Source organism: Ferruginibacter yonginensis (assembly GCF_042651465.1).
Lineage (GTDB): Bacteria > Bacteroidota > Bacteroidia > Chitinophagales > Chitinophagaceae > Ferruginibacter > Ferruginibacter yonginensis.
Window position 1 is genome coordinate 965,796 of the sequence record NZ_JBHSCZ010000001.1, and the last position, 23,435, is coordinate 989,230.

Annotated in this window: 10 protein-coding genes; all 10 read right to left on the reverse strand. The window is 34.2% G+C overall.

The genetic code is table 11. The features are described from left to right. Window positions 1-4 precede the first annotated feature (4 nt). The gene (locus ACFOWM_RS04265) at window positions 5-6,832 is read right to left on the reverse strand and encodes a hypothetical protein (RefSeq protein ID WP_379707442.1); all 6,828 of its coding nucleotides are present in this window, start codon (window positions 6,830-6,832) and stop codon (window positions 5-7) included. Between the two features lie 10 nt (window positions 6,833-6,842). After that, the gene (locus tag ACFOWM_RS04270) at window positions 6,843-7,910 is read right to left on the reverse strand and encodes a hypothetical protein (RefSeq protein ID WP_379707443.1); all 1,068 of its coding nucleotides are present in this window, start codon (window positions 7,908-7,910) and stop codon (window positions 6,843-6,845) included. Between the two features lie 10 nt (window positions 7,911-7,920). Beyond that, entirely contained in the window at window positions 7,921-10,293 is a 2,373-nt protein-coding gene (locus ACFOWM_RS04275; RefSeq protein ID WP_379707444.1) for a hypothetical protein, read from the reverse strand. Window positions 10,294-10,587: 294 nt separating this feature from the next. Then, window positions 10,588-10,959: a hypothetical protein gene (locus ACFOWM_RS04280; RefSeq protein WP_379707445.1), complete on the reverse strand. Its 372-nt coding sequence runs from the start codon at window positions 10,957-10,959 to the stop codon at window positions 10,588-10,590. 362 nt (window positions 10,960-11,321) lie between these two features. Further along, window positions 11,322-15,614 carry a DNA-directed RNA polymerase subunit beta' gene (gene rpoC / locus ACFOWM_RS04285; RefSeq protein WP_379707446.1) on the reverse strand — a complete coding sequence of 1,431 codons (4,293 nt, stop codon included), beginning with the start codon at window positions 15,612-15,614 and terminating at the stop codon, window positions 11,322-11,324. Window positions 15,615-15,706: 92 nt separating this feature from the next. Next, on the reverse strand, window positions 15,707-19,516 hold the full coding sequence (gene rpoB, locus ACFOWM_RS04290) for a DNA-directed RNA polymerase subunit beta (protein WP_379707447.1): 3,810 nt from the start codon (window positions 19,514-19,516) through the stop codon (window positions 15,707-15,709). A 255-nt stretch (window positions 19,517-19,771) separates the two neighbouring features. Continuing rightward, complete coding sequence (locus ACFOWM_RS04295) at window positions 19,772-20,113, reverse strand: hypothetical protein (RefSeq protein ID WP_379707448.1); 342 nt, start codon at window positions 20,111-20,113, stop codon at window positions 19,772-19,774. 69 nt (window positions 20,114-20,182) lie between these two features. Beyond that, complete coding sequence (locus ACFOWM_RS04300) at window positions 20,183-22,234, reverse strand: M13 family metallopeptidase (protein ID WP_379707449.1); 2,052 nt, start codon at window positions 22,232-22,234, stop codon at window positions 20,183-20,185. Window positions 22,235-22,387: 153 nt separating this feature from the next. After that, window positions 22,388-22,756 carry a 50S ribosomal protein L7/L12 gene (gene rplL / locus ACFOWM_RS04305; RefSeq protein WP_379707450.1) on the reverse strand — a complete coding sequence of 123 codons (369 nt, stop codon included), beginning with the start codon at window positions 22,754-22,756 and terminating at the stop codon, window positions 22,388-22,390. Between the two features lie 79 nt (window positions 22,757-22,835). Next, window positions 22,836-23,435, reverse strand: coding sequence for a 50S ribosomal protein L10 (gene rplJ / locus ACFOWM_RS04310; RefSeq protein WP_379707451.1), 600 nt, complete (start codon window positions 23,433-23,435; stop codon window positions 22,836-22,838).

The following is a 23,435-nucleotide window of genomic DNA, read 5'->3' on the forward strand; positions in this document are numbered from 1 at the left end:
GCTTTTACTCAACAATTTGAGTGATGCCTTGTTGTTTGGCACTCCTTGTTTCTTTTATGGTTTTTACACCTTGTATAGTTTCTTTCTTTACCCTTATTAATTGCCCCTCTTCATCGTACTCATAAAAAGTTGCATAATTATTTTCATCCAATTCAGCGGTTAAACGCAAATTGAGTGGATCATAAACATAACTTTTCATGTTAGCATTGAAAGGATGAATACGGATATCATCCCAATAACTAGGTGATGTGCCAGTATTAACAAATTTCAGTTGCATATTTGTCGCAGTAGCAGGTATAGTAAATGTTCCTTCTACCTTTTGCCATCCATCGATAATAGCACCTGTTGGTAGAATTTCTACATTTGTAGCACTACCATCATTAAATGCCACTTGTATTTTATTGTCAGTATAATTAAGTTTAGTACAAGGTGTTGTACACTGCTCTCTAACCCATCCTGAAAACAACATTTTTTTATTAGCAAATGGAGAGAATACTGGATTGAGGAGTGAATCAGAGATACCTATTCCTTTTGTGTAGATACAACTATTTGAACTAGTGATATCAGTATAACATTCCGTTTGATAAAACATAGAAGCAAAACGCATTGAACCAATAGCGGGTAGATTATTACCAGAACAATAATATGCAGTATAATGACCAGCGCCGAAATATATTTTAACCTTATAAAAACCTTTACTTAAACAAAATGTAAATGATTCAGAGCTATTAAACAATGATGCGCTTCCAACTATGGTACCATCAAGATCTTCTATAAAAATCACTCCGCTTGCTGAAGTTGTAGCATCGGCAAATGCTGTTAAAGTAAGTCCAAATTCGCCATCTTGTGGAAGAAATATGTAACTAGAAGATAAATAAACCTGTGAAAATATGCCAACACATTCATTTGTATTTTGGTTAATATATAATGAATCTTGAGGTATAACAGTAAAATCCAAATTACAATTCGGTTCTGTGGGGTAGTTATAACCAGCACTTTGTGGTGTTGAAGATACTATTGAAAATGTAGCTCCGGGATTAATCAAGGTTTTTAGTGTATCAAGCTTATATCTTAAATTATAATCATCATTAATATTAGATAAGGGTATATCAAAAATGGCATTATTATAAACCTGTAAAAATTTTGAACCACTATGAGCATTGACATTACTATTTGATGTTACAATTCCACCTGCTAAATTAATATGCCTTTTTTCACAACTTTGAGGTATTGAATTCAAGGAGCTATTAAAATAATAATCCTCAAAATTATCAGCAAACATCTCATTAACACGACTATTATTAGCTACTGCAACAGGTTGATTTTTTGAATAACCATACTGTGCAGCTGTATAAATATTTAAAGGATTTTTCGTTTCTAGTTCTTGACCATACTTATTTATTTTAGATACCTCAGAATTCCAAACCCATTTATTATTTATGTTACTAGTTGTTAAATTATTATTGGAATTGAAAGTCCAATAATTTGCGTAATCACTCAAGTAGCCATTTCGTTTAATTCTAGTTAGTGTATTAGAATTTTGTTCTATCCTCTCACCATAATAAACCAAATTTTTATAAGGTTTAAAATTACCCACCAACCCTTTTAAATATGGATTAATGGTTTTTTCATATTTCCCATTTGTACAATCAACAACCTCATAATATTGACATAATGCTATATCATAAAACCTTGAAAATTTAGGAAATACCTCATTATCCACCTGCCACTTTTCTTTAAACTCCATTGCGGAAGCTGTTACAACTTTGCTGGCATTATTTAATGATAAAAGATTATTCTGTATCGGGTTACTCATACAAGTAGCGCTACTAACTGAAAGACCCAAAAGATTTCGTTTTCCACTACGAACAATTTTGAAGCTTACACCTGCCTTAGTAAATAAATTACCTTTTTCATCTAAAAAAATAAAATATTTATTCGGCACAGTTAAGGCGGTTGAATTTTTAGTAGTATCAAATGCCCAGATTTTTTTTACACTTGGTGTTTCAGGACTACAACCCGGTGCACCGTTGCCCACTACTGTAAGATATAATTCATCACCACTTTCAAACAAACTATTTTGTATACTTGGTGATAAAGAAATTCTACCATTATCAAAATTTACATTAGTATAAATGGCACCAATATTTTTATATGCTAAACCTGTACCGCTATACCCCCAATAAGCAGGGTAGGTAACATTATAGATAGGGTCATTAAACTCATTGGCAGTTTTGGTTACAATACCATTACCAGTTTCAATATCATAAGCAATGGTTTTGGTGGTGACTACACTACCTTTATCCATCACTATAACGCTATCTTCAATGGCATGGTAATTAATGAGCTTTGTACAAGTAACAGCCCTGTATTTATTTTCAGTGACAGTTTTTATAGGGAACATAAAAATTGCAAAAATAAAAGGTACAGGGATGATGATATCATTTTGAATTTGGCCATTAAAGCCATTAGATTTTACAGTAAACTCTCTAACATCAGTCATCAGTTCTACATCAATACCTAAATTAGCTTTCACTATTGCACCACTTTGTGCATTATTTACGAAATCGACCTGATCATTAAAACCATTTCTACCAGTATTTTTATAACTATAAAAAGAAGATGATAAAGCCGTTTTTTCATCAGATGAACTATATGCAGCTTGTGATTTCATTTTGCCATGCATGTCGTTTGTTTCAACCAAAAAGCCTTGAGAAACAACTTTCCTATCAATCATTTCTTTATATAAAAAATTAAGCAAATTATTATAATGATATACCTTGGAATCCATCAATGTATTTGCATAAAATGTAGGATAATCCTTTGCTGTATAAAATTCTGTTACTTGTTTACCTATAGATGATCGTAAACGTTTACTGGTATCCGTTAAATTTTTATTATTATTAATAGAGCGTACTGTTACCTTACTATATCCAACCACTGGAGAAGGGAAGAATGCGTCTAACATGGGCATTTCTATAGCACCGTATTGTGCTGAAGCTAATGGTAATTTATTGCTAAATGCAACAATCTCTCTAAATGGATTTTCTTCACTACCAATACCAGGCTCATAAGATGCTACACCACTACTAATGGGTACTTCTTTACCAGCAATCTTTTCAGTAGTGGTATAGTCGTACTCCTGCCCATATACAGATGTATAACCAAAGCTACTACTACCAGTAGGGTTGAGCATTTTTTTCCAGTTATCTTTTACAATAACCTTTTTTACACGATACCCACCACCATATTTTATTTTATTAGGATTAGCTAAACGAACAAATGATTTTGATAATTGTATCGTTCGTGCTTTAGATACACTTCGCATTTGTTGATCAACATTCTTAAATACATTTTTAATAGAAGTTAATGCAGTTACTACCATCCCAAAAAAATCAACTATTCCTCCAGGCTCTACTTCATAACCTTCAAAAGCTTGTCCTGGTAAACTTTCTGTTAAAAATCCGATTGCACTTTTTGCTAAAGGACTTTTACCATCTACTGCTTTTAGTTTGATATAAATAATATCTTTATTGGTGCTGTTACTACATACTCCATATTCATCGTATTGAGCATACACTGTTAATGCCTCTGGACCTTTAGGCATATTAACTAATATTTTAAATGCTATTTGATTAAATCCTTCTAAATACTTTTCATAAATTTCCTGCTTTTGAGCGGTAACTACATTGCTAACAATCGGCTGTGTAAGTTGTACATATACATACATATTATCCGTAGCCGCTAATCCATTTTGGTACATACTATTATTGGAAGTAGCAACAGTTGAATTACCTAAACCAAAAATATTTTGCATATTGCATGCCCTCTTGTTTTGAACATATCCGTAATCATCAGATTCGTATTGAACCTCCATTTGTCCACCAGAAGGAAGCAATATCCGCTTCAAACTCCAAGCACCTGCAAAAGCATCATTTTTAACTTTATCAGATACTGTATAAGGGTACTCGGCATTAGTTAATCCGATAGGATTCGCAGTAACAGCATCTTTATAAGTACCCCACCTGTCAGATGCGCTATAAGCATAATTAGGATTATCAGTTGCAGCTGAATTACTATTATATTGATAGTTAAAAACATACCTATCTTTAACAGACCTTACCTGTCCATTGTAACTAAAAAATATAGATTCTAAAGTAAGTTTACCACCACCTGATGGATTGTCAGGCGTACCATTACAAAGCGTATAGCTATAAGTAAAATTTACAGTTTTAATAGGTATAGCATTGTTAATTCCTTTAGCTTTAATTTCAGCTTTAGTATATAAATCAATTTGCTTTAAACGTTTATTAGCATCTTCATTAGCATTAGCATTTCCATTGAATTCACTTGAAACACCTTTAGCATCTAACCTAGTTTCTGTTTTAAAAATAGCAATCATGTTCTTTGACTCTATTGCATTCAAATACCAAACTTCTCTTTCGCCGTAAGTAATAGTGGCTTTATTATCTTTTTTCTCAGACTTGATTCCTTCATTAAAATGAGCACTATAGCCATTACTCCTCGGTGTTCTCCACTTGTGGGTAGAAGTTGATTTAGAATAATCAAACTTAACTGCAGTTCCTAAATCATCTTCAGTAATACCATTTCCTGTTACATCAACATAATCGGGAGATAATAAACCAGTCAACAAAAAAGACGCAGCATAAGCTGGAGTTTCTTGATTCATTACATAACCATCTAACTTCGATGAATTACTCATATGAGGTGAAGAAACTTGAGGTTCTGTTGGATCGAAATTTACAATACCGGTTGATGGGTTACCAATATTATTGACAGAAAAAGTAAATTCTTTTTGTACCAAATTATAAACAGGAAGCCCATATACATAGCGCATACCACTCGTTTCTAATACATCTATTTCAGAAATATGATGCGCCTTTCTGTAATTATCATCTACCCTAGCTATTTCGTTATATATGATATTATTGTTTGCATCAAATCCGGTATAATTTCTAATCGATTTTTCTAAACCAATATCAGAAGCCTCCTTAGCAGTAAACATGGTAGTTACTTGCGTACGCTTATCTCTCTCTGTAAGTGTAGTATTATTTGAAAGGGATAAATTACCTTTTACAGCTAATGTTTTTTTATCAAATTGCTCTAAATTCGATTCTAAAACAGGGTTTACTGATGAGCCCCCTAATTTAAATCGCACTAAGCGATCTCCTCCTACCCTTGAAAGTTGTTGATTACTGGTTACAGTAAGTTCACTAGGATTTCTAAAATAAATATTTTCAAAGGTCGAATTAGGTTTATAAGATTGAAATGACATTGTTTTCTTTAAGGTATTATTTCCATCTTCCCACCCTCCAACTTTAGTAGGTGTATGCACAATATTCCAATTCCCCCCGAAATGTCCTCCGGGTGCCAAATCAACACCAATCGATATGTTATTATCCTTCGAAATAGTTTCATTGTCTTTCATAAACCCCAATTCCCCTCTATATGCCCTAATATCACCACCGGTACCCTCACCTTGTATAGAAAAAACATCGTATGCATATTGTGGTGCAGATATTATAGGAGTGTTCGGAGTAACTTCTGCATCATTTAAACGATTAAAATCCATCACGGCATCTTTATTATTCAAAGCTTTTTCAGAATACATAAAACCAACCAACGACTTTTTAATCACTTTCCATTCATTAGGTATTTTTGACTCAGAATAATAACCATTTGCAGTTCCTGATAGTCTTACACCTCCAAAAGTGCCTATACCTAATTCAACTTGCCCAGAATAATTTGAATATTGTAAGGGCATCCTTAAAGTTGGTATATATGAAGGTTTTGCAAAACTTATAGGTGATGGCCTAAAAAATTTATAATAACCACCTAGTGTTAAATTCAAATCTTTTATACCAGTACGAGAATTATAACTTGTACTAATTCCCACTCCTAAACCATCAGATCTATTGCCTAATGGTAAACTTGCGTTCAAAGATGGTGACAAGGTAAAACCAGACCTAGAACTAGATTTTGTGGAAAGACCAAAATTAATATTACCGCCTCCACCGCCTCCACTAGAACTATCAGTTTTTTCTGCTGACTTCTCACTCTTCACACTTTCAGTAATAGGAATACTAACTGAAATGGAGGTTCCAAAATCAATGGCTGGCCCTAAGTAATTATTATATGAATAACCAATTGTTTTCCCAAAAGCAAGTTTTGGTTTTTTTAACCCCATAATTTCTACATCAGCTCCAATTTCTCCTCCCCAAGTTCTATTAGGTTTTACGTTTTGTGTTTGAATAAGTTGATCTTCACCGTTAAAATCATCTGGCACACCTCTTAAGTTTCTGCTAACAGTACCAGGGTTGATGTTCCACCCTAAACCTACCCAACTAGCTTCTTGTTCCATAGTAACACCTCCATTATAAAATAAGTTTACAGGGTAGCCGCCTACATCTAGCAAAGGGATACTATAAGAAAAATCACCTGTAAATAAATTCACTAAATTATCAGACCCCACCGCCTTAAAACTAGAAGCTTCTGGCGAACCTGGACCTCCAATATCTCCTTTAAAAAAAACTGAAGGTTTATTGGTTGGTAAATGTGATACATTCCCATTTTTGTTTAATGTAGGCAATGGTTTTATGTTACTAGGATCTATGGTTGTAACATTAAAATTTTTAGAGCCATTGATTTTAAATTGATTAGCTGTTTCGGAAAAATTATTTATGAAATAAGGATTACCGCTGGGCACATGCAAAGCCGCTTGTAAGGGTAATGCTATTACCTGTGTATAAAATAAAATAAATAAAAAATAAGCAAAATGCTTTGGGTACTTAATAGCTATCGTTTGTATCATTGCTGCTAAATTATTTTGATGGAGTACTGAATGTTAGAGTATGAGATTGTTTGTTTTTATCAACTATATTAATACTGTAAATATGATTCGCTTTAAATTTTTTTGATAAACTAAAATCTAAATAATTATCTCCTTGAGTGATTTTTTGTTGTAGACTTTTAATGGTATTTCCTTTTTCGTCTATAAAAAGTATAGTAGCATCATAATCAGTATAATTTGAAAAATATTTTATATGTAAAGTGTCACCAACAATACCATAGGTTCCCTTTTGCTCATCGCTTATTTGTAAATAATAACCATTTACTAAATGGTTCTCTTTTTTTTCTTCATGTATCGTAAAAACAAATACATCACTTTTACCTGCATAATTATAATCGTCTCTTGCCTGTACTTGCCAAGCGTAGGTTTTTTCTTTTTCAAATGGTAAACCTAAACCCATAAGCGATAATTGATTGGTGGGTATATTTGAAGCTGAATAGAAAGGTATATTTTGTTGTACCGCTTCAACTGGTTTTTGTCCTACCAATAACTCAACAATGTTAATTTCATAACTAAGTCTGTTAAATAAATTAAAGGGTGAAGGTGGTAACCAAGTTAGTTGCGTAGGGCTATTTATCAGTTGTGAAGCATCAACTGGCGTAATTAATATAGGAGGGCTCAAAGGCTCAATATCAAATGAAATACATTCTTCTGCTAAAATGTTTTTATCGCCTGTAAGTCTATAGCAAGCTGTGTAATCGCCTATGGGCAGTAATTCGTCTGTTCTAACGTTGATATTGTTTACAACGTTATTATATTGAATTGGTTGCAATTGTGAAACATTGAATTGCTTTGCGCCAGCTTGAAGTTGAATATTGGCTGTTGTCGCTGTAAGTACTTCTAATCCATTGATCCTATTCCTTAAAATTAATTCAAGCCTACATTCTATAGTTGTAGTAGAAGTATTTATAATAGCTACATTCCATAAATTACTCTTCTGAATAATACCAGCTAAAGGTAAAACTGGTTGTATGGTAAACTGTGACTTAACATACAAAAACCAACTACTAAAAATTAAAAAAAGTATACTCTTTTTCATATTATTATTTTTAAAATACCCTATTAAAAGTTATTCTCCCTACATCTACAGGAAGCAAGTTTCTATAAAAACCTGGTAAATAAATTTTATCGTATTGTAATTGTATAGTACCAATTTTATCTACTTTAAAAAACATAGCTGCCCTACCACCCCAAAGGGTATTTGCCTTATTGATACGATTCCATTTTGCACCTCCTGTAATCGAAAACTTATTATTTGGTTGGTAAGTAACTACTGGCTCAATACTTAATTGATGTATAAAGTTTTGTTGTGTTATGGATGCAATACCTTGTAAGTTGAAATGTTTTAAATTGATAGTGTGTTCAAAATTAATAGTAGTGGCGTTGTAATATATAAATCCACTATCTATTTGTTGATTATAAAACTTAGTATAGGTCGCATTACTTAACATACTTAAATTTCCTAAAACGTATGTGTGACTAACAATTGCGTTGAGCGTATTATACCTACTTTCAAACAATACATTATTATTACTCAAACTTAATTGTGATGAAGGATAATATCCAACAGATATAAATGGAAATTTAGGTACCCTCAAGGTTAATTGTAATGATTTAAAAATATTAGTTGTTGAAAATTGAGGTGCAGCTATAGGACTATTAAAATCGTTTTTTCGAATGGCAGCATCAACTAAAAATTTATTTCGCCAAAGACTTTGATTAAGTTTAATCATCCAAGCATCCTGCTTATTATTTGTAGGAAATAGTGTGAAAGATTGAAACCCTTCTCCAGTTTTACGATAATAACTGGTCAATTTAGTTTTACCATAAGTACTGAATAACTTGATACTCCAAGCTTCATTAGTTTTGTTTTGTAAATCAAAAATTTTCCCCTTTATGCTGGGTGAAGTAGATTTAGCATATTCTGCAATCAGATAATTATTCGCATTTAGTGCGGCTTTGGTTTCAATAGATATACCTGCAATAGGTTGAACTGAAGCAGTATCATTGATAGATCGCTGATTTAATAAAGCTTTCTTACCAGAATAATAAGTTACGATAAAATTGGTACCATCTTTTTTTCCGAATCCTGCTCGTAATAATCCCACTGATTGATTGCTTCCTGCATAATTTCCTTTTACAATGTAATCTCTAAATCTATAATTCACTTTTCCGGCCGCAGCAGCTACGTAAACTTTATTAGGGTTTAGTTCTACATTAATACCATTTAACGAAATATTCTTTACAGTTAATTCAGAATAATCAATCCATGTTCTGCCAATACCAATTTGTTTAACTGATAATAAAAACTTTTGAAACTTTGAAAGAGCACCATTGTCTAATTGATTAGTTGCAATATATTCGTCAAGAGTTGATTTATCTTTGATATTATTGATTTTACTTTTAATTATTCTTAATGAATCAAGTATTTTATGTTGATAAGATTGATATTTTTTAAATGCTTCTTGTAGCATTTCTTTATTCTTCTGAAGGAGTAATTGCTTTTCCTTAAGTGCTGAATAATATCCAACACTATCCATTGAATTGATAGTATTTATATTTTGGGGTATTTTGAGGTCATTATCGCTTTTATTTTTTAGTTGATTTTTTAACTGCTTTTCATTTTTTTCTACAGCTTCTTGAGTACTTGATTTATTGTAATTTAACCTTTCTAAATTGGACACTTGCTGCTTAATTGTTTCATAATTATTCGATAATTTTTTTAATGAATCTATAATAGCAGCCTTTTTTTTCTCAAATAAAGGATTAATAAAATCTTTTGAAGTACCTAAAATTGAGGTATTTGTATTTACATGTTTGTCAAGAGAACTAGGTTGTGCAAATTGCTCTGGAGTTTTGTTTAAATAAGGATCTGATAAAAGATTTTCTACATCAAGCAACATGTTTTTCTTTATACCTGATAACAATTCTTGCTGCTTAAATTGAAAAGAAACATCAGTAGCGTTAGTAAAAAAAGGAGAGTTGGAGTGTCTGGTTGTAAAAAATACTGTAAAAGGAAGTTGTTCCTTCAAGGTGATATCTAACCTTGTTTGTAGGGATTGCTGTACTACATCATTTTGTGTAAATGGAGTATCAATGTAACTTCGATAGTTTAAATTATAGGTAATATTTCCATGTACTGTTAAAAATTTTGTAGTTGGTTTTATTATGCTATATGCTGTACTATTAGAACTTAATACAACAACTTCATTTGGAAAGAAATAACCTTCGTTCAAATAAGCTTTACAACCAACCCTATACTGTTCTATAAAAACTACACCCGAGTCTACTACTTTATAACTTATTTTAAAAGGACCATTTTCGCCACTTGGTTCAGTAACTTTTACAACAGTTACATTTTGACAAAATGCACTAAAAAAAAACAATAAAGTAATAGTTGTTAAAAGGGTAAATCTAATCATTAGAGTACGGCTACTTTGTTTGATTTGATACTATAAAACAACAACATATTTTTAACATAACAAAAAAATATCTAAAATAATTATCAATCCATAATTATTAATTTGAATATTTTATTTTAAGTAATTGAAAAACATAGCTTTAAGTTTTCTATTAATAAATAGTTACTTCATTAAATAATTTCAAAAATTATAGTGTTTGAATCAAATGCGTTTATTTGTGACCGTTTCGCAATTCAGCTTCAACATGTTTTATACAACTTTGTTGCGCCGTTATAAATTTTTGTGCATTAATACTCACTGTAACAAGTTGTTTAACATGTATTGTTGCTCAACTATGGTAAGATTATGTGCAGTTAACAAAAACGAAATGGCCTCAAAACCCGAGTTTAAAGCCACAAATGTTGTTTCGAAAAATACCATATCAAGTGTGCATATAGTTATGCTTTGGTTTATTTTTTCATACACAGGTATAAAATCATCTATCAGTAAATCAAGATAAGGAGTTTTCCATTTATTGAATATGGGGTCATCAGTTTTTATCCAAACATCAATTTCCCAAATTGCATTACAATTTGCTTTACCTACACCAATAAATATACCCTCGTGGAATATTAAAACATCAATATGTAATAACCTCAAATCATTATAAGGTATGGAAGTTTTCATGGTATAAAAGTAAATTTTATAAAAGGTGTTGATGTGCAACGCCTATTTTTAACAGCACGTACAGCCTTGCTTCCGACTAATCATTTTAGCTGTATTTAATTGGTAATTCAAAACCAAAAAAATTGGGGATTAGTAACTACAACTAGCCTTACTTAACCGCCAATATTTAAAATAAATATAATCGAAAACCTTCACAAAAATATTTGCAATCTAAAAGAAAGTTGTCATTAATCACTCCTATTTCATCATCCCCCATTCCTCATTCATCATTCATCATTCAACATTCATAATTCCTCATCCCAAATAAAAAAAGGAGCAAGACTTTCATCTTACTCCCTTTTAATATAATGCATCAATAATGATTACTCTTCTTCATCAAAATTCATCGCTTCTTTGGTAGTCATCAACAATTCGTATTCTTCTTTGCTACCTACAATCATATTTTCAAATTCACGTAAGCCCGTACCTGCTGGAATATGGTGACCAGTAATTACGTTTTCTTTTAAGCCTAACATTAAATCTGTTTTACCTTGTATAGCGGCAGATGATAATACTTTTGTTGTTTCTTGGAACGACGCTGCTGAAATCCAACTTTGTGTACCCAATGACGCTTTTGTAATACCTAATAACAATGGTGATGATGTTGCCGGACGAGCATCTCTAAACTCAACCAACTTCTTATCAGCCCTTCTTAAAATTGAGTTTTCTTCTCTTACATCTCTCAATGTAACGATTTGACCCGTTTTTAATTTAGTACTTTCACCATGATCCGTTACTACTTTCTTATCGAAAATATCATCGTTCACACTGTTAAAGTCCATTTTATCTTCAACATCTCCTTCTAAGAATATGGTATCACCAGCATCTTCAATGGTTACCTTACGCATCATTTGGCGAACAATTACTTCTACGTGTTTGTCGTTGATACGTACACCTTGTAAACGATATACTTCTTGAATTTCATTTACTACATACTCTTGTACTGCAAACGGACCTTTGATCGCCAAAATATCTGCTGGCGCTGTTTGTCCGTCACTCAATGATGCACCTGCTTTCACAAAGTCACCATCTTGTACCAAAATCTGACGACTCAATGGTACTAAGTATTTACGAACAACACCGTCTTTAGCTTCTACAATGATTTCTCTGTTACCACGTTTAACAGCACCAAAAGCAACTACACCATCAATTTCACACACTACAGAAGGGTTACTTGGGTTACGAGCCTCAAACAATTCTGTTACTCGAGGTAAACCACCCGTAATATCCTTCAATTTACTTAACACACGTGGAATTTTCACCAACACCTGACCGCTCTTCACTTCATCACCTTCTTCTACTACAATGTGCGACCCAACAGGTAAGTTGTAGGTTTTCTTTTCTTTACCTTCAACAAAAATGGTAGGTAACTTGGTTTTATCTTTTGTATCAATAACCACTTTTTCACGGTGACCAGTTTGTTCATCAGCTTCATCTCGGTAAGTAATACCTTCTAACAAAGCTTCAAACTTAATAGTACCAGGTACTTCAGCAACAATAACGTTGTTAAATGGATCCCATGTACAAATTACATCACCTTTTGCTACTTTTTGTCCGTCTTTCACTTTCAACACAGAACCGTAAGGAATGTGCATGCTGTTTAATAAACGGTCAGATTTTACATCGATGTTTCTAATTTCACCGGTTCTACCAATAACCACCATTTGTTTTTTACCATCTGCATCTTCAGTATTTACAGTACGTAAACCATCAAATTGCAAAGTACCATCAAACTTAGCGTACAATGATGATTCAACTGAAGCTGAACCAGCCACACCACCCACGTGGAAGGTACGTAAGGTAAGCTGTGTACCAGGCTCACCAATTGATTGTGCTGCAATGATACCAACAGCATCACCACGTTGTGCGATGGTACCTGTTGCCAAGTTTTTTCCATAACACTTCACACAAACACCACGTTTGCTTTCGCAGGTTAAAACTGAGCGTATTTCAACAGTTTCAATACCACTATCTTCAATCAATTTAGCAGTATCTGCACTAATTTCTTCACCAGCTACAGCCAATATTTCTTCAGTTACAGGATGCAATACATCATGCAAACTCATTCTACCTTCAATTCTGTCACTCAATGGTTCAATAATGTCTTCATTATCTTTTAATGCAGATGTTGCTATACCTCTTAAAGTACCACAATCTTCTTCATTAATTACCACATCTTGCGCCACATCAACCAATCTTCTTGTTAAGTAACCAGCATCCGCAGTTTTCAAGGCCGTATCCGCCAAACCTTTACGAGCACCGTGGGTAGAAATAAAGTACTCCAATACACTTAAACCATCTTTAAAGTTGGCCAAAATTGGGTTCTCAATAATTTCACTACCAGATGAACCTGATTTACGTGGCTTAGCCATTAACCCTCTCAAACCAGCCAACTGCTTAATTTGTTGTTTACTACCACGAGCACCAGAATCAAGCATCATATAAACAGAGTTAAACCCTTGTTTATCTGTTGCCAAATCACGAATCAATGTTTCTGTTACTTTGGTATCAACACGGCTCCAAATATCAATAATTTGGTTATAACGTTCGTTATTGGTAATTAAACCCATGTTATAGCTATCCCAAACTTCTGCTACTTCACCTTGTGCATTTTCAACTAACTCCTGTTTAATTTCAGGAATAATTAAGTCGTTAATGTTGAACGATAAACCACCACGGAAGGCCATACGGTAACCCAATGTTTTAATATCATCCAAAAATTTAGCAGTGATAGGTACACTTGTCCACTTAATAATATCACCAATAATTTCTCTTAAGTTCTTCTTAGTAAGCAATGCATTAATAAAACCTACTTCTTTTGGTACGTGTTGGTTAAAAATAACCCTACCCACTGTAGTTTCAATTAATTTATTGGTTAACGTACCATCGTTGTTACGATAGTTCGCTTTTACTTTGATGTTAGCATGTAAATCAATCTTCTTTTCATTGTAAGCTATAATAACTTCTTCTGCAGAGTAGAATGATTTGCCTTCACCTTTCACGATTTCATCGCCAATGGTTTTTTTACCCTTTGTGATGTAATACAAGCCCAATACCATGTCCTGAGAAGGCAAGGTAATAGGTGTACCATTTTGAGGGTTTAAGATATTGTGCGATGATAACATTAACAACTGTGCTTCTAAAATAGCAGCGTTGCTTAATGGTACGTGTACCGCCATTTGGTCACCATCGAAATCGGCGTTGAACGCTGATGTTACTAATGGGTGTAATTGAATCGCTTTACCTTCAATTAATTTGGGTTGGAAAGCTTGAATTGACAAACGGTGAAGGGTTGGAGCCCTGTTCAACATTACCGGATGGCCTTTCAATATATTTTCTAAGATATCCCAAATGATGGCTTCTTTTTTATCAACCAACTTACGGGCACTCTTAACTGTTTTTACAATACCTCTTTCAATTAATTTGCGAATAATAAATGGCTTAAATAATTCAGCCGCCATATCTTTCGGCAAACCGCACTCGTGCATTTTTAATTCTGGTCCTACCACAATTACAGAACGGCCTGAATAATCCACACGTTTACCTAATAAGTTCTGACGGAAACGACCTTGCTTACCTTTCAATACATCGCTCAATGATTTTAAAGCACGACCACCTTCTGCTTTTACAGCATTAGATTTACGGCTGTTATCAAACAATGAATCAATCGCTTCTTGCAACATACGTTTTTCATTACGTAAGATTACTTCTGGCGCTTTAATTTCTAACAAACGCTTTAAACGGTTGTTACGAATAATTACACGACGGTATAAATCGTTTAAATCTGATGATGCAAAACGACCACCATCTAATGGAACTAAAGGACGTAATTCTGGTGGAATTACAGGAATGTATTGCATAACCATCCACTCAGGGCGGTTTTCAATTCTTGTATTCGCATCACGGAAGCTTTCAACTACACTCAAACGCTTTAAAGCATCAGCTTTACGTTGTTGTGAAGTTTCGTTCGCTGCTGAGTTACGTAAATCAAAACTTAATTGATCTAAATCCAAACGCTCTAACATAGCATGAACGGCTTCTGCCCCCATTTTAGCTACAAATTTTTCCGGATCTTCATCAGGAAGCATTTGGTTTTCTTTTGGTAACGTATCTAAAATATCTAAGTACTCTTCTTCTGTTAATAAATCACCATAATTCTGACCTTTATCGGCACGAATACCTGGGTTTATTACCACAAAACGTTCGTAGTAAACAATGGTTTCTAATTTCTTAGAACTCATGCCTAATAAGTAACCAATTTTGTTTGGTAATGATTTAAAATACCAAATATGTACTACAGGAACCACTAATTTAATATGGCCCATTCTTTCTCTACGTACTTTCTTTTCTGTTACTTCAACACCACAACGATCGCATACAATGCCCTTGTAACGAATACGCTTGTATTTACCACAAGCACACTCATAATCTTTTACCGGACCAAAAATTCTTTCACAAAACAAACCATCTCTTTCAGGCTTGTAAGTACGGTAGTTAATGGTTTCTGGCTTTAACACTTCACCATAACTTCTTTCTAAAATAGTATCAGGCGAAGCCAAACCAATCGTAATTTGAGAGAAGGTTGCTCTCGGACGATTTTCTTTTTTGAATGCCATATTAAATTGAATAATTGTCTAAAAAATTAATTAAAAAAACTGCTCATCCTCATGGCAATTTGCTTATTGCAAACTGCCCCACTCCTTCCCTCTTACTCGAACTTTAAATCTAAACCTAAACCTCTTAATTCATGTACCAATACATTGAACGATTCAGGTATACCAGCTCTTGGAATGTTATCGCCTTTTACAATTGCTTCATAAGTTTTAGCTCTTCCAATAATATCATCAGATTTAAGCGTTAACAACTCTTGTAAAATGTTAGATGCACCATAAGCTTCTAAAGCCCAAACCTCCATCTCACCAAAACGTTGACCACCAAACTGTGCTTTACCACCCAACGGCTGTTGAGTAATTAAACTGTATGGTCCGATAGAACGAGCATGCATTTTATCATCAACCATGTGGTGTAACTTAATGATGTAGATGATACCTACTGTTGCTTTTTGGTCAAAACGTTCTCCCGTTTCACCATCGTACAAGTAAGTATGTCCAAACTTAGGTAAACCAGCTTTTTCAATGTTTTCAGCAATTTCGTTTACAGATGCACCATCAAAAATTGGTGTAGCAAAACGAACGCCTAATTTTTCACCAGCCCAACCTAACGCAGTTTCATATATCTGCCCAAGGTTCATACGGCTTGGTACACCTAGTGGGTTTAAAACGATATCAACCGGGGTACCATCTTCTAAGAACGGCATATCTTCTGCACGTACAATTTTAGCAACAATACCTTTGTTACCGTGACGGCCCGCCATTTTATCACCTACTTTCAACTTACGTTTAACTGCCATGTATACTTTTGCTAATTTCAATACACCTGCTGGTAATTCATCACCAATAGATATGTTGAACTTCTCTCTCTTATAACGGCCTAACTCTTCGTTAAACTTAATATTGTAGTTGTGTAATAAAGTGTTGATTAAATCATCTGTTTTTTCATCGCCACTCCAACCTAATGGGTTTACGTTTACATAATCAATACCAGCTAAGTTTTTAGCAGTAAATTTTACGCCTTTACCAATTAAAACTTCACCGAAGTTGTTGGTAACACCTTGACTGGTTTTGTTTTGTAACAACGACTGCAATTTGTTTTGCAGCATTTCCATTAATTTATTTTCATTGTCTTCGTGTGTTTTCTCAATTTTATCTAACTGAGCTTTTTCACGAACTTTTGCATTTTTATCTTTCTTCGCTCTTTGGAACAAACGCTTATCAATAACAACACCTTCAGTACCACTTGGTGCTTTCAATGAAGCATCTTTAGCATCACCAGCTTTATCACCAAAAATAGCACGTAATAACTTTTCTTCTGGTGTTGGATCGCTTTCACCTTTAGGGGTTATTTTACCAATAATGATATCGCCTTCTTTGATTGTTGCACCAATGCGAATAATACCATTTGCATCTAAATCTTTTGTAGCTTCTTCTGATACGTTCGGGATATCTGGCGTTAATTCCTCTTCACCCAACTTCGTATCTCTTACTTCAGTTTCAAATTCACTGATGTGGATAGAAGTAAACAAATCATCTTTTACTACTTTCTCAGATATTACAATCGCATCTTCAAAGTTGTAACCTTTCCATGGCATGAAGGCCACTTTCATGTTACGACCCAATGCTAATTCACCATCTTTTGTAGCATAACCTTCTGTTAAGAAATCACCTTCACTTACTTTTTGCCCTTTCGTTACTGCCGGACGTAAATTGATGGTTGTTTCTTGGTTGGTACGAACGAATTTGGTTAACTTATAAATCGTTAAATCATCTTCAAAGCTTACCAATTGTGCCTCTTCACTACGCTTGTAACGTACATGAATTTCATTAGCATCAACATACTCCACCACACCTTCACCAGTTGCATGTATTTGAATACGTGCATCTCTAGCAGCTTTCGCTTCTAAACCAGTACCTACAATTGGCACTTCTGGTTTAATTAATGGTACAGCTTGACGTTGCATGTTTGAACCCATTAAGGCACGGTTCGCATCATCATGCTCTAAGAATGGAATTAACGAAGCACTCAAACCAACAATTTGGTTAGGTGCTACATCCATATACTCTACTTCACCTTTATCTAAAATAGGGAAATCGCCTGTTTGACGTGACTTGATTTTATCATCAACAAAGTTGCCTTTATCATCAATATCAACGTTTGCCTGTGCAATTTTCGCTGTATCTTCTTCTTCAGCACTTAAGAAAGTTACTTTCTTCATATCCACTTTACCATCAGTTACTTTTCGGTAAGGTGTTTCAATGAAGCCCATGTCATTGATTTTGGCATGTACACAAAGTGTAGATATCAAACCAATGTTTGGACCTTCAGGTGTTTCAATAGTACATAAACGACCGTAGTGAGAATAGTGAACGTCACGTACCTCAAAACCAGCTCTTTCACGACTTAAACCGCCGGGCCCAAGCGCTGAAATACGACGTTTGTGCGTAATTTCTGACAATGGGTTGGTTTGGTCTAAAAACTGAGATAACTGTGATGTACCAAAGAAAGAGTTGATAACAGATGATAATGTACGAGCATTAATCAAATCAACCGGTGTAAATACCTCGTTATCACGAACGTTCATACGCTCACGAATGGTACGAGCCATACGGGCCAAACCTACACCAAATTGAGCGTACAATTGCTCACCTACCGTACGTACACGACGGTTACTTAAGTGATCAATATCATCAATTTCACTTTTACCATTGGTTAATTGTACCAAGGTTTTAATGATGGCGATAATATCGTCTTTGGTTAATACTTTTTTAGTAACAGGGAAATCTAAACCTAAACGACGGTTAATTTTATAACGACCAACTTCACCTAAATCATAACGCTTGTCGCTAAAGAACAACTTATCGATGATACCACGAGCCGTTTCATCATCTGGCGCATCTGCACCACGTAATTGTTTGTAAATATGTTGTACCGCCTCTAACTCACTGTTAGAAGTATCTTTATTTAAAGTATTGTAAATGATAGAATAATCACCACTAACTTCTTCTTTTTGAATGAATACACTCTTTACTTCTACGTTAAGGATGGTAGCAATGTTGCTTTCATCTAAAACAGTATCTCTTTCTAAAATAATTTCATTTCTTTCGATAGAAACTACTTCACCAGTATCTTCATCCACAAAATCTTCTACCCAAGTACGTAAAACACGGGCAGCAAGGCGTTTACCAATATGTTTGTCTAAGCTTTTTTTATCGGCCTTCACTTCATCAGCCATACCAAACAACTCTAATATGTCTTTATCAGTTTCAAAACCGATAGAACGTAATAAGGTTGTTACAGGGAATTTTTTCTTACGATCGATATACGCAAACATTACGTTATTGATATCGGTAGCAAACTCCATCCATGCACCTTTGAAAGGTATTACACGAGCAGAGAAAATTTTAGTACCATTTGGGTGAATTGATTGACCAAAGAATACACCTGGTGAACGGTGTAATTGGCTTACTACAACCCTTTCAGCACCGTTAATTACGAAAGTACCACGTGGGGTCATGTACGGTATGTTTCCTAAGAATACATCTTGTACAATGGTTTGAAAATCCACATGCTCTTCATCATTACAACTTAAACGAAGCTTAGCTTTTAAAGGCACCGCATACGTTAACCCTCTTTCAATACATTCATCGATTGAATAACGTGGTGGATCTACGAAGTAGTCCAAAAATTCCAATACGAAAATGTTACGGGTATCACTAATAGGAAAGTTCTCTTTGAACACACGAAACAATCCTTCTACATTTCGTTTATCTGGCGTTGTTTCCAACTGAAAAAAGTCCTTAAACGACTGTATCTGGATTCCGAGCAAATCAGGCTGTTCCGCTATGAGTTCAACTTTCCCGAAGTTGATACGCTTAGCAGCATTTGTTTTTGTTGCAGACATATATTAATTAAAACGTTTAGTGAAGATCCTTGCAGTGAAAATAGAGCTTGCGCTACTATCGCCAATTTAAGGATGGTAAAGGTAGGGAAATATTATAAATAAATCATCAAATATTATCATTTTGGCAGGAGATTTGTTAAAAACCGACAATTTTGACCTATTTTTTACTGAAATAGCAAGTTTTGGTTAGTTACCCTATACAAGAAAGAGCACCTTAATAGGTACTCTTTCATGATCAATTTGTAAAATGCAATATTATTTTTTTAGTTCATCTTTCACATCAGCCTTAATTTCAGCCGCTGTTAAAGCTGCTTTTGCTTTTGCAATTTCAGCCTCATCTTTTAAATCGTCAATTTTATCAGCTGCCTTTTCTTTTAAATCTGCTGTTTTGTCTTTTGCGCCATCCCATAAATCTGCTGCTTTTTCTTTAGCAGCGTCTAATGCATCTTCAGCTTTGTCTTTTGCTTTATCCCAAAGCTCTTCTGCTTTATCGGTAGCATCTTCCCAAGCATCACCAGCTTTATCTGCTAAATCAGCAGCTTTGTTTTTTAACTTATCTAAAAAGCCTTCTTCTTCTTTAATAATTTCGTTACTCATGGTGTGTATTTTTTAATAATGAATAATAATCGTTAAAGAAAATGGCAGCTATTGTGCCAAAATAATTTACTACCAAATACGAGCCCTGTTTGCAGGAGCGATGTACATAGAATCCCCCACTTGCACATTAAATGCAGCATAAAATGGGTCAAAATTTGCCAACGGACCATTAATTCTAAATACTTCGGGTGAATGTGGGTCGGTTAATAATCGTGTACGCATGGTTTCATCTCTGGTTTTGATACGCCAAATTTGAGCATACCCTAAAAAGAAACGTTGATCAGGCGTAAAGCCATCAATTTTTTCATTTGATTGTCCTTGCTTGGTCATTTTAAAGGCATCGTATGCAATGGCAATACCACCAAAATCAGCAATATTTTCTCCCAAAGTGAGTGCACCATTCACATGCATATTACCGAATAAAGTATATGCATTGTATTGCTTAACCACCATGGCTGTTTTTGCATTAAACTTTTTATCATCACCTTTAGCCCACCAATTTTTTAAGTTGCCTTGGTAATCATATTGACTACCTTGGTCATCAAAACCATGCGTCATTTCATGCCCTATTACCATACCAATACCACCATAATTAATAGCATCATCAGCATTTACATCAAAAAAAGGAAATTGTAAAATGCCAGCTGGGAAAACAATTTCATTGTTGGTGGGGTTGTAATAGGCATTTACGGTGGGAGGCGTCATATCCCAATCTGTTTTGTCAACCGGTTTGCTCAATTTAGCAATACGTTCAGCATGCTCATGTTTACTGATGCTTTTAGCACTGTTGAAAAAATCATTTCTATCAATACTAACATCATCGTATGATTTCCATTTAGTTGTGTAACCAATTTTCTTTAAAAAAGAGTTGAGCTTAATGGTCGCAATAGCTTTGGTACTATCACTCATCCACTCACTTTTTTGAATACGAATGGCAAAGGCTTTTTGTAAGTTACTTACAAGCTCATCCATACGTTTTTTTGCAGCTTCGGTAAAATAGGTTTTTACATAAAGTTGGCCAAGTAAATCACCCAAACTACCATCTACCCTGCTCACCATTTTCTTCCAACGTTCGTTATCAGTTTTTTGTCCGCTAAACACTTTTGAAAAATTAAAAGCAGCATCTCTCATTGCTTTATTTAATAATGATGCATTGTTGCTTAAGTATACAAAAGCAAGTTTACTTTTAAAAACACTCAACATGTTGGGAGCAATTAATTTATTTAGTGCTTCGTAATATTTAGGTTGTTGAATATTTACACTATCAACCGTAGCATTCATGGCTTTAAAAAAATTAGACCAACCAATATTAGGCTGTGCCTTATCCAAATCAACCAAGCTCATTTTATTGTAATTCTTAATGGGGTCTCTTGTTTCAGCAGGTTTCAAATGCGATGTTGCCATCATTGTTTCAAGTGCTAGTAATTCATTGGCTGCTTTTATTGCAGTTGGTTCATCTTTACCTGATAATACAAATAATTGTTTTGCATATGTAACCAATGCTGCTCTTGCTGCAATGCTAGCACTATCTTGCTTTGTGTAATAATCTTTTTCTGGCAACGATAAACCTGATTGGCTAAATATTGCTAGGTTGCGTTGGCTATTTTTTTCATCGGCGCCAACATAAAACCCTAGTAATCCATGTGATTCACCACTAGCATACAATGCTGTGGCTAAAGGCATAATACCATTGATATCATTTACAGAATCAATTTTAGCTATAACTGCTTTAACAGGTGTTACACCAATTTTTTCAAGACCAATAGTATCCATACCAGCTGCATAAAAGTCACCTACTTTTTGCTCTAAACTTCCTTTTGCATTATTGGTTGCAGCTGCTTTTTCTAAAATAGTTTTCAGTGCTTTTTGATTGCTTTCATATAGCGTATAAAAACTACCCCAACCTGTTTGATCATTTGGAATGGTAGTTATTTTTAACCAAGCACCATTGGCATATTCAAAGAAATTATTGCCAGGTTTTACAGATGTATCCATTCCAGCCACATCAAAAAATTGGGTTACTTTTTCTGTTGCTATAGTAGCAGGTTCAGCAGCTTTTGGGTTATTGCATGCTGCAACAAACATGAGGGGTAAACCCCATTTTATAAAACGAACATTCATACTTATTTATTTAGTCTGTAAATATCTACAATACTATTGTTATTGAAAAATGAAATATACAAACGGTAAGTATTACAAGTTCATTAAAAAGTTTAATGCAAAAAAATACCCTTGCAAAACTGCAAGGGCATTTTATAAATTATAATGCAATAATTAAGCGATTTCAACTTCAGCACCAGCTTCAGTTAATTTAGCTTTTAAATCATCAGCTGTTGCTTTATCAACACCTTCTTTAATTGGTTTTGGAGCACCATCTACTAAGTCTTTAGCTTCTTTTAAGCCTAAACCAGTAAGATCTTTAACGATTTTTACAACCGCTAATTTGTTAGCGCCACCGCTCTTCAAGATTACGTTGAAAGAAGTTTTTTCTTCCGCTGCTGCTGGACCTTCGCCTGCGCTTACTACAACTGCTGCTGCAGCTGGTTCAATACCGTACTCTGATTTTAAGAATTCTGCTAATTCTTGTACTTCTTTTACTGTTAAACCTACTAGGTTTTCAGCTAGTGCTTTAATATCTGCCATTGTTGTTTGTTTTTTTCCGCCTTCATTGTTTGTTACTCCGGCGGATGTGTTATTAAAAAAAATATACTTTAAAATTCAATTACGCTTCTGGTGTAGCTGCTTCATCTGTAGCTGCAGCTGGTGCTTCAGTTGCAGGTGCTACTACTTCTGGTGCTGCTTCAACTGCTGGAGCTTCTTCTGTAGTAGCTGATGCATTATCTTTATTTTGCAAAGCACCTATTACACGTTGTATTGGCGCTTGTAATAAACCAATTACTTCACCAATTAATTCATTCTTAGTTTTGATTTGTGTAAGCGCTTTCAATTGATTGTCGCCAACAAATATATCACCATTAATAAAAGCTGCTTTTAAAACAGGCTTTTCGTTATTATTTGCCTTACGGAAACCGCTTAAAATCATAGCTGGTTCCTTAGGGTTTTCGCTGAACATTAATGCAGTTACTTGGTGTAATGAATCGAACACACCAGCATATTTTTCTGCATCAATACTTTCTAAAGCTTTCTTAATTAAAGTATTTTTAGCCACTTTCATTTCCACTTGCTTATTAAAGCAATGGCTACGTAAAGTGCTAATTTGTGCTACTGATAAACTTTCAGTATCGGTTATGTAGAAGTTGTTGTATTGATTAAATTTACCTTTCAGTAATTCAATCACTTCATTTTTTTCTTGTTTTGTCAT

Coding starts and splice junctions, on each gene's coding strand:
- rplJ (WP_379707451.1), bottom strand. CDS start 23,435: ATGACAAAACAAGAAAAAAATGAAGTGATTGAATTACTGAAAGGTAAA.
- ACFOWM_RS04295 (WP_379707448.1), bottom strand. CDS start 20,113: ATGAGTAACGAAATTATTAAAGAAGAAGAAGGCTTTTTAGATAAGTTA.
- ACFOWM_RS04275 (WP_379707444.1), bottom strand. CDS start 10,293: ATGATTAGATTTACCCTTTTAACAACTATTACTTTATTGTTTTTTTTT.
- rplL (WP_379707450.1), bottom strand. CDS start 22,756: ATGGCAGATATTAAAGCACTAGCTGAAAACCTAGTAGGTTTAACAGTA.
- ACFOWM_RS04280 (WP_379707445.1), bottom strand. CDS start 10,959: ATGAAAACTTCCATACCTTATAATGATTTGAGGTTATTACATATTGAT.
- ACFOWM_RS04300 (WP_379707449.1), bottom strand. CDS start 22,234: ATGAATGTTCGTTTTATAAAATGGGGTTTACCCCTCATGTTTGTTGCA.
- ACFOWM_RS04270 (WP_379707443.1), bottom strand. CDS start 7,910: ATGAAAAAGAGTATACTTTTTTTAATTTTTAGTAGTTGGTTTTTGTAT.
- ACFOWM_RS04265 (WP_379707442.1), bottom strand. CDS start 6,832: ATGATACAAACGATAGCTATTAAGTACCCAAAGCATTTTGCTTATTTT.
- rpoC (WP_379707446.1), bottom strand. CDS start 15,614: ATGGCATTCAAAAAAGAAAATCGTCCGAGAGCAACCTTCTCTCAAATT.
- rpoB (WP_379707447.1), bottom strand. CDS start 19,516: ATGTCTGCAACAAAAACAAATGCTGCTAAGCGTATCAACTTCGGGAAA.